Below are 14158 nucleotides of genomic sequence, written 5' to 3'. Positions count from 1 at the left end.
CTCAGTCGGCCAGCCACTCCAGGATGCGCAGCGGGTCGGGCAGGGGCAGGCCGTCGGGCGGCCGCAGCCAGGAGACCGGCTGGCCGGCCGGCAGGGTGGAGGGCGGCGCGACGACGTAGCTGTCACGGCAGTGCCAGCGCAGCCCAGGCGTGTCGTCGATCATGGCGGGGTCGCAGTCGAGGTGGCACGACCACCACTCGTCCTCGTCCTCCGGGTTGCCCCGTGTGGCCACGTAAAACAAGACCCGGTCGCCTTTTGCGGCGACCGGGCCTGAGTGCGCTCCGGTGTTGTCGATGCGGGTGAGGGCGGAGAGCCCGATCGCGAGCGGCACGTCGAAGACGTCGAACACGCGGCCGGTGGGAAGAATCACATTGGCTTCCGGCTCGGCCTGCCACCAGCGCGTGAGCAGCGCCGGGTCGGTCGTGGCCTGCAGGTGCCAGGCGGGCGACAGCGGATGGGCGCCGGGGTCGGGACAGCCGAGGCGGTCACACGAACACGCGCGCGGCCCCTGTCGCAGCGGGAACGCCCCTGGCACCACGGGCCAGCCCATCGCGGCGTATTCGAGCACGAGATCGATGCGTGTAGGCCGCGACCGTTTTCTGGTACGCCGAGCCAGTGGTACCCCCACCATTGGTGTCTCCCGTCGAGTCCAGCGCCTGAGGAGGTCCCGGCTCCGGGCCGTACGCACACGCGGGACACACCGGCACTTGGTTGCCTGACGAGAACCTGCTCATGTGCGCGCCAGGTCGAGGCCGTAGCGGCAGCCGTGTAACAGCTTTCTCGTCTGCTCGCACTCTAACGCACGCGCCTCACGCGTTGACGGGAACCCCTCGGTTAGAGCCGCCGCGCCACTTCGGTGGCCCAGTAGGTGAGGATCAGGTCGGCCCCCGCACGCTTGATCGCGACCAGCGACTCCATGATCGTCCGGTCGCGGTCGACCCAGCCGTTGGCCGCGGCGGCCTCGATCATGGCGTATTCGCCGCTCACCTGGTAGGCCGCCACGGGCACGTCGGCCTCGTCGCGGAAGCGGGTGATGATGTCGAGGTAGGCCATGGCCGGTTTGACCATGACCGCGTCGGCGCCCTCGGCGAGGTCGAGGCGGAGCTCGCGTAGCGCCTCCTCCTGCAGGCCCGCGGGATCCTGCTGGTGGGTGCTGCGGTCGCCGAACTGCGGCGCGCACTCGGCGGCCTCGCGGAACGGCCCGAAGAAGGCCGAGGCGTATTTCGCGGTGTAGGCCAGGATCGGGACGTCGCCGTGGCCGGCGCCGTCGAGCGCCGCCCGGATCGCCCCCACCTGGCCGTCCATCATCCCGCTCGGCGCCACCATCTGCGACCCGGCCGCAGCCTGGGCGACCGCGATCGAGGCGTACCGCTCCAGGGTGGCGTCGTTGTCGACGTCGCCCGAGGAGGTGAGGATGCCGCAGTGCCCGTGGTCGGTGAACTCGTCGAGACACGTGTCGGCCATCACCACGACGGCGTCGCCGACCTCGGCGTTCACCTCGCGCAGCGCGACCTGCAGGATGCCGTCGGGGTCGTCGGCGGCCGAGCCGCGCGCGTCTTTCACGGCGGGGATGCCGAACAGGATCAGCCCGCCCACACCGGCCTGCGCGGCCTCGTGGGCGGCCTTGCGCAGCGAGTCGCGGGTGTGCTGGACCACGCCCGGCATCGAGGCCACGGGCTGCGGCTCGGCGATGCCCTCCTTGACGAACGCGGGCAGGATCAGGTCGGCGGGGTGCAACCTGGTGCCGGCCACCATGCGGCGCAGGGCGGGGCTCCTGCGCAGCCTGCGGGGACGGGCGACGGGGAATCGCGCGCTCATCTGGCCCTCCTCCTGGCGCCGCGGCGGTTCTGCGAAGGCCGGCGCGGGGTGTCACCCGCGGCCACGGCCGCCTGGCGCTGCTTGGCTCCGAACTCGGCCAACGCGGTGGCCAAGGCGGACGCGGACGGTTTGCCGGCCATGACGTCGACCCGGAGCCCGAACTCCTCGGCGGTCTTGGCCGTCTGCGGCCCGATGACCGCGATCACGGTGACGTTGTGCGGCTTGCCCGCGATGCCCACGAGGTTGCGCACGGTGGACGACGACGTGAAGAGCACGGCGTCGAAGCCGCCGCCCTTGATGGCCTCGCGGATGGGCGCGGGCGGCGGCGCGGCCCGCACGGTGCGGTAGGCGGTGACATCGTCGCACTCCCAGCCCAGCTCGGTGAGCCCGGCCACGAGCGTGTCGGTGGAGATGTCGGCCCTCGGCAGCAGCACGCGGTTGATCGGGTCGAGCATCGAGTCGTAGGGCGGCCACTCGGCCACCAGCCCTTCGGACGACTGCTCTCCCGACGGCAGCAGGTCGGGCTTGACCCCGAACTCGACCAGGGCCCGAGCGGTCGCGTCGCCCACCGCGGCCACCTTGAGCCCGGCGAACGCGCGCGCGTCGAGGCCGTATTCCTCGAACTTCTCGCGCACGGCCTTGACCGCGTTGGCGCTGGTGAAGGCCACCCATTCGTAGCGGCCGGTGACCAGGCCCTTGATGGCGCGGTCCATCTGCTGCGGGGTGCGGGGCGGCTCGACCGAGATGGTCGGCACCTCCTCGGGCACCGCGCCGTACGAGATGAGCTGCTCCGACAGGCTGCGGGACTGCTCCTTCGTACGCGGCACCAGCACCCGCCACCCGAACAGCGGCTTGGTCTCGAACCACGACAGCCTGTCGCGCGCCTCCACGGCGTCGCCGACCACGATGAGAGCCGGCTCGGTGAACCCGGCGTGCTTGAGGTCGGCCTGGAGCCGGCCGAGCGAGGACACCACGGTGTACTGCTCGGTGGTGGTGCCGCCGCTGGTCACCGCGACGGGGGTGGTGTCGGGCTTGCCGCCGGCGATGAGCGCCTTGCCGATGGCCACGGCGTCGCCGATGCCGTGGTAGATCACCAGTGTGCCGCGGCAGCCGGCGTGGACGGCCCAGTCCTGGTCCCGGGCCGCGTCGACGACCCTGAACTCCGGCACCTCGGTGGCCGCCGGGATGCCGGCGTAGTCGAGCACGGCGGTCGCGGGCGGCACGCCGGGCACGATCTCGAAGTCCACCCCCGCCGCGGCACAGGCCGCGACCTCCTCGGTGATCGACGAGAACAGCGTCGGGTCGCCCTCGCACAGGCGGACCACGACTTCCCCACGCGCGGCGCGCTTGACGGCGGACTGGAGGTCGTCCTCGACGACCTCGACGCCTTCGCGGCAGTGCCCCAGCAGGGGGCCGTGCGTTTCCGTGTCGAGCACCACCACGCCGGCCTTACCGAGCAACTCGGCGGCGCGGAGCGTGAGCAGCTTGGGATCGCCGGGTCCCGCGCCCACGAACGCGACGAGACCGGAGGTTGGACTATCGGAGCTCAATGGGACTGCTCCCCCATCAATCTGTCGGCCCCTTCGGAGATCATCTCGGCCGCCAGGAGGCGGCCCAGGTTAGCAGCCTCCGAAGGAGAGCCGGCGGCGGACTTGCGGACCGCCTCGCGGCCGTCGAGCGAGACGACCACTGCGGTCAGGTTCAGAGTGTGCCCGTCATCGGCCGCGAACGCACCCACCGGTGCGGAGCATCCGGCCTCGAGCGCGTTCAGCACGGCGCGCTCGGCCGTCACAGCGGAGCGGGTGCGCGGGTCGTCGAGAACGGCGAGGAATTCGACCAGGTCGGCGCGGTCGGCGCGGCACTCCACCGCCAGCGCGCCCTGCCCGGGCGCGGGCAGCAGCTCCTCGACCTCGAAGATCTGCGCGACCTCCGCGTCGCGGCCGATCCTGTTCAGGCCGGCGGAGGCGAGCACGACGGCGTCGAGCTCGCCGGAGGTGACCTTGCCGATGCGCGTGTCAGCATTGCCGCGGATCGGGACGTATTCGAGGTCGGGCCGCAGGGCGCTCAGCATGGCGACCCGGCGGGGGGAGCCGGTGCCGACCCTGGCTCCGGGGGCGAGATCAGCGAACTTGCGCGGCCCGACCAGCGCGTCGCGGTGGTCGTGGCGGGCGGGGAGCGCGGCCAGCGTGAAGCGGGGGTCCTGGGTGGTGGGCAGGTCCTTCAGCGAGTGGACGGCGAAGTCGATCTCGTCGTCGATCAGCTTGTCGCGCAGCGCGCTGACGAACACGCCCGTGCCGCCGAGCTGCGCGAGGTGGGCCTTGGTCACGTCGCCGAAGGTCGTGATGCCGACCAGCTCGATCGCGCGGCCGGTGCGCTCCATGTAGGCGTCGGCCACCATCTGGGACTGCGTGGTCGCCATGAGGCTGCGGCGGGTGCCCAGCCGCAGCGCGTGCGGGAGCGAGGTCACAGCTCCACCTCCGTCACAGCCTCGGGCATCTTCGGATCCAGGCCGAACAGCTCGCGCAGCGCCTCGGCGTAATGATCGCCGCCTGGGCAGGTGGCGAGCCGTTTGACACGCACGGTCGGCTCGTGGAGCAGCTTGTCGACGACCCGCTGCACGGTCATGGCGACCTCGTCGCGCGCCCGCTCGTCCAAGTCGGGCATCCGCATCAGGAGGCGGCCGAGCTCCGACTCGACGACGTCGGCCGCCTTGCTGCGCAGCGCCACCACGGTCGGCGTGACCCTGGAGGCCCGCTCGGCGTCGAGGTAGGCCCGCAGTTCTTCGGCGACGAGGGCGCGTACGGACTCGACCGCGTCGCCCTCGCGCGCGCCGACGCCGGAGTCCTGGATCGTCTCCAGGTCGACCAGCGTGACGCCGGGCACGGCGCGTACGGCGGGATCGATGTCGTGCGGCAGTGCCAGGTCGAGCAGGAACACGGGCCGGGTCAGCATGCCGGGCGTGATGACGTGGCGGCCCGCGCCTGTGCAGGTGATGACGAGGTCGGCGCCGGCCAGTTCGTCGGCCACGGCGGAGAACTCGACCGCCCGGCCGCCGACCGACTCGGCCAGCCGGGCGCCGCGGTCGTACGTGCGGTTGGCCACGACGATGTCGGTGACCCCGGCCCGCGCCAGCGTGGCGGCGGCCAGCGAGCTCATGGAGCCCGCGCCGACCACCAGCGCCCGCTGCCCGGCCAGGTCGCCGGCCAGCGTGAGGCCCGCGGTGACGAGGGAGGCGCCGGCCTGGTCGATGCCGGTCTCGTGGTGGGCCCGCTTGCCGACCCGCAGCGCCTGCTGGACCAGCTCGTTGAGGGTGGCGCCGACGGTGCCACGGCGCTGCGCCAGCTTGAGGGAGCGGCGGACCTGGCCGAGGATCTGACCCTCGCCGACGACCATGGAGTCGAGGCCGCACACCACGGAGAACAGGTGCTCGACGGCCCGCTCTTCGTAGTGCACGTAGAGGTGTGGCGTGAGCTCGTCGACGGGGACACCCGAGTGCACGCCCAGCAGGCGGCTGACGGCGGTGACGGCGGCGTGGAAGCGGTCGACCGTGACGTAGACCTCGACCCGGTTGCAGGTCGAGACGACCATGGCCTCCGCCACGCAGGGGTCGCCCTGCACGTCGTGCAGGAGCTTGGCGAGCGCGTCACCCGTCACCGAGACGCGCTCGAGCAGGGCCACCGGCGCCGTCCGGTGGCTGAGTCCGATAGCCAGAACACTCATTGACTGTCCACCGCCATGAGTGGCCCCCCAGCCTTGCGTTGCTCGTGGAACGCGAGAATCTGCAGTTCGATTGATAGGTCGACTTTACGGACATCGACGCCGTCCGGGACCGAAAGCACAACTGGGGCAAAATTCAAGATGCTGGTCACTCCCACGGCTGTCACGCGATCACACACCTTCTGCGCCGCCGCCGCAGGTGTCGCCAGAACCACGATCGAGACTCCACGCTGAACGATCACGGCTTCCAGGTCGTCGATGTGCTCCACATTCAATCCCGCGATGGTGTCGCCCACGACTTCGGGGTCGGCATCGACAAGCGCCGCGACCCGGAAGCCCCTGGAGACGAAGCCGCCGTAGTTGGCCAGCGCACGCCCGAGGTTGCCGACTCCCACGATGGCGACCGCCCAGTCTTGCGTCAGGCCGAGCTCGCGCGAGATCTGGTAGACGAGGTATTCGACTTCATAGCCTACGCCACGCGTGCCGTACGAACCGAGATGTGACAAATCCTTGCGGAGCTTCGCGGAGTTGACCCCGGTGGCCCCGGCCAGATCCTCGGAGCTGACGGTCGCGACGCCCCGCTCGGCCATCCCGTGCAGCGCCCGCAGGTACAACGGAAGCCTGGCGACCGTCGCCTCGGGAATGCCGCGGTCACGGGGTTGGGACGGGCTCTTCACGTGCCGGAGCTCCAGGGAACAGGCGGCTTGGGGACCGCGGTGAACGGAATCGAACCGTCTTTCAGGTTAATCCCTTTGTGAACCGATGCACAAAGTCGCGGGCGCGGAGTGGCGGACGTCTCGCATACCGTTGGCCTCATGCATCGCATCACCCTGCTCGGCAAGCCCGGCTGCCACCTGTGTGACGACGCGCGCGAGGTCATCGCCAGAGTGGCCGGCGAGCTCGGCGTGCCGTGGGAGGAGGTCAGCATCGACTCCTCCGAGGAGCTCAAGGAGAAATACTGGGAGATGATCCCGGTCACGCTGATCGACGGCGTGCAGCACGACTTCTGGCGGGTCGACGAGACCCGCCTGCGCGCCGCGCTCAGCGCCTAGAACATCACCGTCGGCAGCGGCACCACCTTGGCGGCGTTGACGGTGAGCTCGATGACGTTGGTGGCCAGCACCATCGCCTGCCGCTCGTTGATGAACCTCTCGACGTGCGGCTGGCGCTGGTGGTCGCGGTAGGCGATCTCGTCGCGATAGAGCTCGTAGACGATGCGCTGCAGGGGCGCCGACTTGACCGCGTGGCAAGCGTAGACCAGCGTGTCGGGCTCGCCGCGGCGCACCGCCTCGACCGTGGCCTCGGCCAGCATGTCGAACGCGTCGCCCGCGCCGTCCATGATCGTGAAGACGGTGAGCAGGCCGTAGATGTTGGGCGAGGGCTTGCCGCCGGCCTGCTGCTGCTGCTGCGCCGGGGTGAACACGTCGGCGCCGGGAAAGACCGACCCCGTGCCCGGCATGGCGAAGTCGGGCCGCTGGGACGACCCGCCGGCGGGCGGCGCGCCGTTCATGATGTAGCCGGTCGAGGGCCCGGCGTCGGGCGGCGGCGCCATGCGGGCGGCGTAGTCGACCTCCTGGTCGCCCGCGCGATATTCGGCCACCAGATCGCCCAGCCCCGACGATCTGCGCGGCGGTTCGGCGGCGGGCACGCTCTCCGGCCTGCCCCCGTGGCCCGGCTGCTCGTCGCGGAACATCGGGCGCTCCCCTGGCGGGACCGCGGGCGCCGGCCGCTCCTCGCGGTGCTGCGCCCGTACGTCGCGGCGCTGAGAGCGATCGTCACCGCGCGGCGGGCGCTCGTCGCGCTCGGCGGCGAAGTCGTCCTCGTCGTCCTCGTACGGCGCCAGGGGCCGCAGCACGGTGTACCAGACGGCCGCCGCGGCGACGGCGAGCAGCGCCGTGGTGAACACCGCGGGCACCGAGAACCGCATCGCGCCCACGAGCGCCAGCCCTGACGGGACGATGACGGCCGAGGCGTGCAGGTTGTCGGTGTCGTACTCGTCGCCGTCGCGCCACCTGAGCCCGGCGACCACGAGCGTCGCCAGCATCACCAGCGCGTCGATGGCGTGCACGCCGGTCAGCAGGTAGCTGGGGATGATCGCCCAGACGGCCGAGCCCGACGGCAGCGCCTGGCCCATCTGCTCGACGCGGAGCGGATCGAAGATCATGATCGCGACGGAGACGACGGTGAGCGCGATGCCGACCAGCCAGGCCAGGAATCTCGGCGGCGCCTTCTCCGCCAGCAGTTGCACCATGCCGACGGCCAGCCAGAGCGGGGCCAGCAGCGACCCCGTCACCTGGTAGATCCGGAATGTGACGCTGCCGAACCCGAAGAAGGAGCCGATGGCGATCATGCCCAGTGACAGCGCGAGCGCCGCCACCGCGACGGTCCAGGCGATCAACCACCCGTCCGGCTCGTCCCTCAGGCGTTGGATCAGGGCGCCCGCCGCGAACGCGGCCAGGAGCGCACCGGCAAGGGCTATGACAGCAACGAGGATCTCCATGGTGACTCCAATGCTGCCGGACTATGCCTCCCAGCCGGTAGCCGTAGACGAAACGTGCCTGCTCGGGCCTCCGTTGAGGGCCACGGGCAGCGAGATGCGCGCCGCAGGCGGCGGGGGTTCGCGGTAACACGGTATCTTCCGATTACGCCTAGTCATGCCAGCATGCTGTGGATTGTGGAATTTCCGGTTGATTTCTAGAGTGTTCGAGCAGCCGCACCCCTTACCCCCAGGGATACCGGATGCCTGACTCGTCGCCGTTCGCCGGGCTGCTTGCGCCAGCGGGCGCCGCGCCTGCCCTGACGGGCGAGCTCGCCGTGCACGAAGAAGTGCCCGATGACGTACGTACGCTGGTGCTTCATGCCAAGAGCGGTTGCACGGAGTCGTTTGGCACGCTCTACGACCGCTACGTGGACCTCGTCTACCGCTACATCTATTTCCGGGTGGGCTCCCACCCCCTCGCCGAGGATCTGACCAGCGAGACCTTCCTGCGCGCGCTGCGCAGGATCGCCGACTTCACCTGGCAGGGCCGCGACTTCGGCGCCTGGCTCGTGACCATCGCGCGAAACCTGGTGACCGACCATTTCAAGTCCGGCCGCTACCGGCTCGAGGTGCCGACAGGAGAGGTGATCGATGTCCCGCTCGACGGCTCGCACATCCCGGAGAACGCCGTGGTCACGGCCATCATCAACGACCGGGTGCTGCGTGCCGTCCGGGATCTCAATCCCGAACAGCAGGAATGCGTGGTCCTGCGCTTCCTGCACGGCCTGTCGCTCGCGGAGACCGCGCTCATCATGGGAAAGAAGAGCGGAGCGATCAAAGCGCTGCAGTTCCGGGCCATCCGGGCGCTGGCCAGGGCTCTCAAGCACGACCTGGCGTAACCTCCACCATCCGCACCTCGTTAGGCAAATGTCACAGCAGGATCCGTAAGGGAGCCGTCATGGGTAGGGCACGCGATCGGCGGGAGCGCGTGCTCGAGCAACTGACGGACCTGCCCAGACTGCCTCTCGGCGGCGCCCCTGACCCCGCCTTCCGTGACCGGCTCCGCGCCGAACTGCTCTCCGAGCCGATCACCGGGCCGACCACCGGGCCGACCACCGGGCCGACCACCGGCGAACTCCTGCCCGAGAGGCCGGCCCGCCCCAGACACGCCCACCGCCGGCCCGCGCGCCCGAGGCCGCTGCTGTCGCAGCTGGCCGCCTTCGGGCTGTCGGCGGCCATGATGGTCGCGTCCTTCGCCACCTACCAGGCGGTCCCCGGCGACTCCCTCTACCCTCTCAAGCGCGCCGCGGAGAGCGCTCTCGTCGGGCTCAGCACCAACGAGGCAGCGCGCGCCGAGCGCGAGCTCCGCTCGGCCAAGGCCCGCGCGGAAGAGGTCGCCAGCCTGCTCGGCTCGTCCAACGGCGGCCCGCTGGTCGGCAGGACGCTGAAGGACATGGAGGAATCGACGCGCGCGGGGATCAGCAGGCTGAGACGGGCCGAACCGCGCTCTCCGAAGATCAAAAAATTCGCCCGCCACCAGCAGGAGGTCGTCGGGCCGATGTTACGGCAGCTCAAGCGGGACCAGCTGGCCCAGGCCGAGGGCTACCTCGACTACATCAAGGGTCTGGTCGCCCCCGGGTAGGTCGATAAGCTGAAGCGCATGTGGCGGCTAATGCGACGACGACACGAAACGGAGCCCCAGGCCGCCGGCGAGGCCGCGGCACAGGCAGCGGTCACCGTCGCGCCGGTCGAGCCCGACCTCCAGTCGGCGGCCTTCTTCGACGTCGACAACACGATGATGCGCGGCGCCTCGATCTACCACTTCGCCCGCGGGCTGGCCACCCGGGGGATGTTCACCACGTCCGACCTGTTCAAGTTCGCGGTGGGGCAGGCGGTGTTCCGGCTGCGCGGCAACGAGAACCCCGAGCACATCGCGGTGGCCAGGGAGACCGCGCTCGCGTTCGTCGCCGGCGCCAAGGTCGACGACGTCGTACGCCTCGGCGAGGAGATCTACGACGAGGTCATGGCCGACCGCATCTGGGGCGGCACGCGGGCGCTCGCGCAGAGCCACCTCGACGCGGGCCAGCGGGTCTGGCTGGTCACCGCCACCCCCGTCGAGCTGGCCAGGGTCATCGCGCAGCGGCTCGGGCTGACGGGCGCCCTCGGCACGGTCGCCGAGTCGAGCAACGGCGTCTACACCGGGCGGCTGGTCGGCGACCTGCTCCACGGCCCGGCCAAGGCGGAGGCGGTCAGGGCACTGGCGCGCAGGGAGGGGCTCGACCTGACCCAGTGCACGGCCTACAGCGACTCCGCCAACGACCTGCCGATGTTGTCGCTGGTCGGGCGGGCCGTGGCCATCAACCCCGACAGCGAGTTGCGCGAATACGCCAAGAAGCACGACTGGCCGATCAGAGACTTCAGGACCGGCCGCAAGGCCACGCTGACGGCGCTGCCCATCGCCGCGGGCGTGGGCGCCGTGGCGGGCGGCGTCGCCGCGGGCATCGCTCTGCGCAGGCACTACCGCACACAGGTCTGACGACCTGTTCTCTCGACGGAAGGCCGGTCACGGAGGGCTCGCCACAAACCCGCTCGAGTCGGCCACCGCGTGGGCGCACTCGCCATGCGAGGCCTGGGCCGTCAGAGAAGGAGTGGAAAAGCCGGCCCGCGCCGCAGCCGCAGCTCGTTGAGCAGTTGCTGGATGACCTCGCGCACGTGGTCGGTGAGGTTGAAGACCAGCATGGGATCGTCGGCGGCCGACGGCTCGTAGTCGTCGGTGCGGATCGGCTCGCCGAACTCGATCACCCACTTCGACGGCAGCGGCACCAGGCCGAGCGGCCCGAGCAGCGGGAAGAGCGGCGTGATCGGCAGGTAGGGCAGGCCGAGCAGCCGGGCCAGGAACTTCAGATCGCCGAGTTTGGGATAGATCTCCTCGGCCCCGACGATCGCGGTGGGCACGATCGGCACCCCGGCACGGATGGCCGAGGCCACGAAGCCGCCACGGCCGAACCGCTGCAGTTTGTAGCGCTCGGAGAACGGCTTGCCGACGCCCTTGAACCCCTCGGGGAACACGCCGACCAGCTCACCCTTGCGCAGCAGCCGGTCGGCGTCCTCGCGGCAGGCCAGCGTGTGGCCCGTCTTGCGGGACAGGTGGCTGAGCAGCGGCAGCTGGTAGACCAGGTCGGCGCCGAGCAGCCGCAGCGCCCTGCCCGCCTCGTCGTGCAGGGCGACCTGCAACATCAGCGCGTCGACGGGCAGCGTGCCGGAGTGGTTGGCGACGACGAGCGCGCCGCCCTCGTCCGGGATGTTCTTCAGCTCGGCCGTCTCCACCCTGAACCAGTGGCGGTAGAGGGGCCTGATCAGCTCCAGGACGACCTTGTCGGTCAGCTCGGCGTCGTAGCCGAACTCGTCGACGTCGTAGTCGCCGCTGATGCGCCTGCGCAGGAAGGCAAGGAGCTTCGCCAGAGGCTCGGGCTCTCCGGTGTAGGACGGCGCCGCGCTGATGGGGATGACGCGAGCGTCGTCCTCGTCGGGAACGCTCATCTCCGCACACCTCCGAACGGCTGCAGCCGGCGCGAGCGCAGGAAGTCGTCGAAGGCCGCCGCGGTCGTGAACTTGGGCCTCCACCCGAGCTCGTTCTCCAGCCTGGAGGTGTCGACCGCCCGGCCGTGGCTCATCAGCCTGAGCTGCTCGGGCGAGTATTCGACCAGGCCGAGCCCGCGCGCGGCGTTGCCGAGCGTCGTGAAGGCGGGCGCGGGCAGCGGCAGCGACGGCCGCCCCGCCCTTCTCGTGCACTGCGACAGGAGCAACACGCCCACCCCGGCCACGTTGAACGTGCCGGGGTGATCCTCTGTCGCCATCCGCCGCAGCACCTCGACCGCGTCGTCCTCGTGGACGAACTGCAGCCGGGGGTCGAAGCCGAGCACGGTCGGCAACACCGGTTGGGTGAAGTAGCGCGTCAACGGCGAGTCGACGCCGGGACCCATGAAGTTGGCGAAGCGCAGCAGCGACACCGTCACGTCAGGACGGCGCCGCGCGAAACCCCGCACGTAGCCCTCGACCTCGACCGCGTCTTTGGCATAGCCGTGGCTGGGGCCGTCGTGCGGCTCCAGGTCCTCGGTGAACACCGCCGGATCGCGCGGCGACGAGCCGTAGACGGCGGTGGTGGAGCGGACCACCACGCGCCGCACGGTCGCCGACCGCTGGCAGGCACCGAGCAGTTGCATGGTGCCGATGACGTTGTGCTCTTTCATGGCGGCCCTGCCGCCGCTCCTTGACGGAGCGCTGACCAGGCTCATGTGCACAACGGTGCCGATGTCCGCGGCCGCGATCACCTGGGCGATGTCGGGGCTGCGCAGATCCACCCGGACGAACTCCGTCCGTCCGAGCGAGATGCCACCGTCTCGCGTCAGCGAGGGGGGCGGGACGGTGTCCACTCCGATGACACGGCCGATGTCCGGGTCGGCGGCTAGAACGCTCGCCACCCGGGCGCCTATGTGGCGTGAGACCCCGGTGACGAGCACAGTGTGGGTCATCAGCGCCCTCGCAGCTGCGTCGGTGTTACTTCTTGTTGCGCCGCTGGATGCGCGTCTTCTTGAGCAGCTTGCGGTGCTTCTTCTTCGCCATCCGCTTGCGGCGCTTCTTGATCACAGAGCCCACGGGACCCCCAGGTCGTGACTAAGTCTGAACGGTGTGCGAGCGCACACCGGCTCACAGACTACCGGCGATCGGCGGTAGATCGCCCATTGGGGGGGGTGAGCACCCGGTCGCGTCTTATGGCGACCGGGCCTCTCCCGCGACAGCACTCACGACATGGTCGTCCACGTCGCTACGCTAACCAGCCTCGATGTAGGCCTCCCGCAGATAGTCGTGTACCGCCTGCTCAGGCACCCTGAACGACCGGCCGACACGGATGGCCGGCAGCTCGCCAGAGTGGACGAGCCGGTACACCGTCATCTTGGACACCCTCATGACCGTGGCCACTTCAGCAACGGTCAGGAACTTCACCTCACTGAGAGGTCTTTCGCCTGCACCCATCGGACGCCTCTTCCGCACGTGTTTACGGGTTATCCCCACTGGTGCCATTGCTCACGCACGTGTACTGCCGTCAGCGTAAGTCGGGACTCCGAGTGCGCAAACCCCCTATTTTCTCAGTCAACGGAGCCACCTGTCAGCCGAACCAGCGAAGTCGCTGGCCAGCAGCCGGGCCGAGCACCTCACCCGGACGTTGGAACTGTCCAAGTTGCCACACATAAGAGTCGCCGGAGCGCCGCCAAAAGTTGGCAAAGGGACGGCGAGCCTCTTGGAATGCAGGCGCGAAAAGACGGTATGGGGATGACCGAATTAGACCTGAAGGGCTCGTGAGACCAGAGTGACGAGCCGCTCGGTCAACGGAGCGTAATATCGCGGTAGCACATTGTCGTCAAGTGGCACTACTACGTCAATCTTCCCTTCAGCCTCACCGACGAACAGCCCCGGGTCATTGCTGTCGGCGAACCCCACAGTGGGCGCACCTGCCTCTCCCGCCGCTCCTGCCCAGCCGTGGTCGGCGATAACCAGGTCGGGCAGCTCGCCGTCAAGCTCGGAGAGCATGTGGCGCATCGGGTCGGCGTCGTGGGTGTGCACGAATCCGCCCTTGTCGTCGAGCATCGCGACGCCCTGCAGATAGCGGATCTGCCGCGGCCGGGCGAACCCCGACCCGGAGTACGTCCAGCCCTCCCCGGGGGTCAGCAGCCGCGCGCCGCGCTCGGCACAGAGCCTGGCCAGCGGCAGGTGGACGGCGAGCAGGCCGGTCGGGTGTCCGGTGGCGAACAACACGGACGGGCCGGGCCGCGACAGCACGGCGGCGACGCGCTCGGCCATGGCGTCGACCGCGTCGATCGTCAGATCGGGGTCGATGGTGTCCTGGCCCCAGCGGTGCGACGGGTCGGAGACCACGCCGGCGGACTTCGCCATCAGCGCCAGGATGTCGCGGTAGGACCACGGCTGGTCGAACGTGAGCCCCAGCATGTAGTAGGGGTCGCCGTTGGCCAGGGAACTGTAGTGGTCGAGGTTGTTCTCGCGGGAGGTCGCGACATCGCCGGCGATGCGGCTCTGGACAAGGTGCTCTCGGAGTTCGTCGCGGCTCAGCACTGCTTTTCTTCCTCG

16 protein-coding genes are annotated in these 14158 nt (G+C 70.0%); 4 read left to right on the top strand and 12 right to left on the bottom strand.

All coding sequences use genetic code 11. From position 1 onward, the window contains the following. Position 1: 1 nt before the first annotated feature. From ABGB01_RS27615 to ABGB01_RS27590, 6 genes are all read right to left on the bottom strand, one after another. A complete protein-coding gene (locus tag ABGB01_RS27615; RefSeq protein WP_347776436.1) occupies positions 2 to 631 on the bottom strand; it encodes a bifunctional DNA primase/polymerase in 630 nt (209 codons plus the stop codon). 203 nt (positions 632 to 834) lie between these two features. Next, a complete protein-coding gene (gene hemB / locus ABGB01_RS27610; RefSeq protein ID WP_347776435.1) occupies positions 835 to 1818 on the bottom strand; it encodes a porphobilinogen synthase in 984 nt (327 codons plus the stop codon). Then, positions 1815 to 3329, bottom strand: coding sequence for a uroporphyrinogen-III synthase (locus ABGB01_RS27605; protein WP_347776434.1), 1515 nt, complete (start codon positions 3327 to 3329; stop codon positions 1815 to 1817). Before ABGB01_RS27605 ends, hemB begins: the two co-directional genes overlap by 4 nt. Positions 3330 to 3364: 35 nt before the next feature. Beyond that, the gene (gene hemC / locus ABGB01_RS27600; protein ID WP_347776433.1) at positions 3365 to 4285 is read right to left on the bottom strand and encodes a hydroxymethylbilane synthase; all 921 of its coding nucleotides are present in this window, start codon (positions 4283 to 4285) and stop codon (positions 3365 to 3367) included. Further along, entirely contained in the window at positions 4282 to 5538 is a 1257-nt protein-coding gene (locus ABGB01_RS27595; protein ID WP_347776432.1) for a glutamyl-tRNA reductase, read from the bottom strand. The genes hemC and ABGB01_RS27595 overlap by 4 nt, the downstream gene beginning before the upstream one ends. Further along, positions 5535 to 6212: a redox-sensing transcriptional repressor Rex gene (locus ABGB01_RS27590; protein ID WP_347776431.1), complete on the bottom strand. Its 678-nt coding sequence runs from the start codon at positions 6210 to 6212 to the stop codon at positions 5535 to 5537. Before ABGB01_RS27590 ends, ABGB01_RS27595 begins: the two co-directional genes overlap by 4 nt. A gap of 138 nt (positions 6213 to 6350) precedes the next feature. Here ABGB01_RS27590 and ABGB01_RS27585 point away from each other — a divergent pair, with 138 nt between their 5' ends. After that, positions 6351 to 6587, top strand: coding sequence for a glutaredoxin family protein (locus ABGB01_RS27585; protein ID WP_347776430.1), 237 nt, complete (start codon positions 6351 to 6353; stop codon positions 6585 to 6587). On the opposite strand, the gene ABGB01_RS27580 is transcribed toward ABGB01_RS27585, so the two are convergent. Next, entirely contained in the window at positions 6584 to 8035 is a 1452-nt protein-coding gene (locus ABGB01_RS27580) for an antibiotic biosynthesis monooxygenase (protein ID WP_347776429.1), read from the bottom strand. The two genes, ABGB01_RS27585 and ABGB01_RS27580, sit on opposite strands and share 4 nt — an antisense overlap. Positions 8036 to 8274: 239 nt before the next feature. Between ABGB01_RS27580 and ABGB01_RS27575 the strand changes: the two genes are divergently transcribed. The 3 genes from ABGB01_RS27575 to ABGB01_RS27565 are packed head-to-tail and all read left to right on the top strand — an operon-like array spanning position 8275 to position 10550. Continuing rightward, complete coding sequence (locus ABGB01_RS27575) at positions 8275 to 8913, top strand: sigma-70 family RNA polymerase sigma factor (RefSeq protein ID WP_347648335.1); 639 nt, start codon at positions 8275 to 8277, stop codon at positions 8911 to 8913. A 59-nt stretch (positions 8914 to 8972) separates the two neighbouring features. Beyond that, on the top strand, positions 8973 to 9656 hold the full coding sequence (locus tag ABGB01_RS27570; RefSeq protein ID WP_347776428.1) for a DUF5667 domain-containing protein: 684 nt from the start codon (positions 8973 to 8975) through the stop codon (positions 9654 to 9656). 30 nt (positions 9657 to 9686) lie between these two features. Next, positions 9687 to 10550: an HAD-IB family hydrolase gene (locus tag ABGB01_RS27565; protein ID WP_347776427.1), complete on the top strand. Its 864-nt coding sequence runs from the start codon at positions 9687 to 9689 to the stop codon at positions 10548 to 10550. A gap of 101 nt (positions 10551 to 10651) precedes the next feature. Here ABGB01_RS27565 and ABGB01_RS27560 read toward each other — a convergent pair whose 3' ends face one another. The 5 genes from ABGB01_RS27560 to ABGB01_RS27540 form a co-directional block, all read right to left on the bottom strand. Beyond that, complete coding sequence (locus tag ABGB01_RS27560) at positions 10652 to 11554, bottom strand: lysophospholipid acyltransferase family protein (RefSeq protein ID WP_347776426.1); 903 nt, start codon at positions 11552 to 11554, stop codon at positions 10652 to 10654. Continuing rightward, positions 11551 to 12546 carry an NAD-dependent epimerase/dehydratase family protein gene (locus ABGB01_RS27555; RefSeq protein ID WP_347776425.1) on the bottom strand — a complete coding sequence of 332 codons (996 nt, stop codon included), beginning with the start codon at positions 12544 to 12546 and terminating at the stop codon, positions 11551 to 11553. Before ABGB01_RS27555 ends, ABGB01_RS27560 begins: the two co-directional genes overlap by 4 nt. A 25-nt stretch (positions 12547 to 12571) precedes the next feature. Further along, positions 12572 to 12670, bottom strand: a complete 99-nt coding sequence (locus tag ABGB01_RS27550) for an AURKAIP1/COX24 domain-containing protein (RefSeq protein ID WP_018654693.1) — start codon at positions 12668 to 12670, stop codon at positions 12572 to 12574. 174 nt (positions 12671 to 12844) lie between these two features. After that, a complete protein-coding gene (locus tag ABGB01_RS27545) occupies positions 12845 to 13048 on the bottom strand; it encodes a helix-turn-helix domain-containing protein (protein WP_026214222.1) in 204 nt (67 codons plus the stop codon). Positions 13049 to 13354: 306 nt separating this feature from the next. Continuing rightward, positions 13355 to 14143, bottom strand: a complete 789-nt coding sequence (locus ABGB01_RS27540) for a phosphatase (protein WP_347776424.1) — start codon at positions 14141 to 14143, stop codon at positions 13355 to 13357. Positions 14144 to 14158 lie beyond the last annotated feature (15 nt).

Source organism: Nonomuraea sp. B5E05, from assembly GCF_039880665.1.
In the GTDB taxonomy this organism is placed as follows: domain Bacteria; phylum Actinomycetota; class Actinomycetes; order Streptosporangiales; family Streptosporangiaceae; genus Nonomuraea.
The sequence above is the reverse complement of the archived record's forward strand: the minus strand, read 5'-3'. Positions and strand labels throughout refer to the sequence as shown.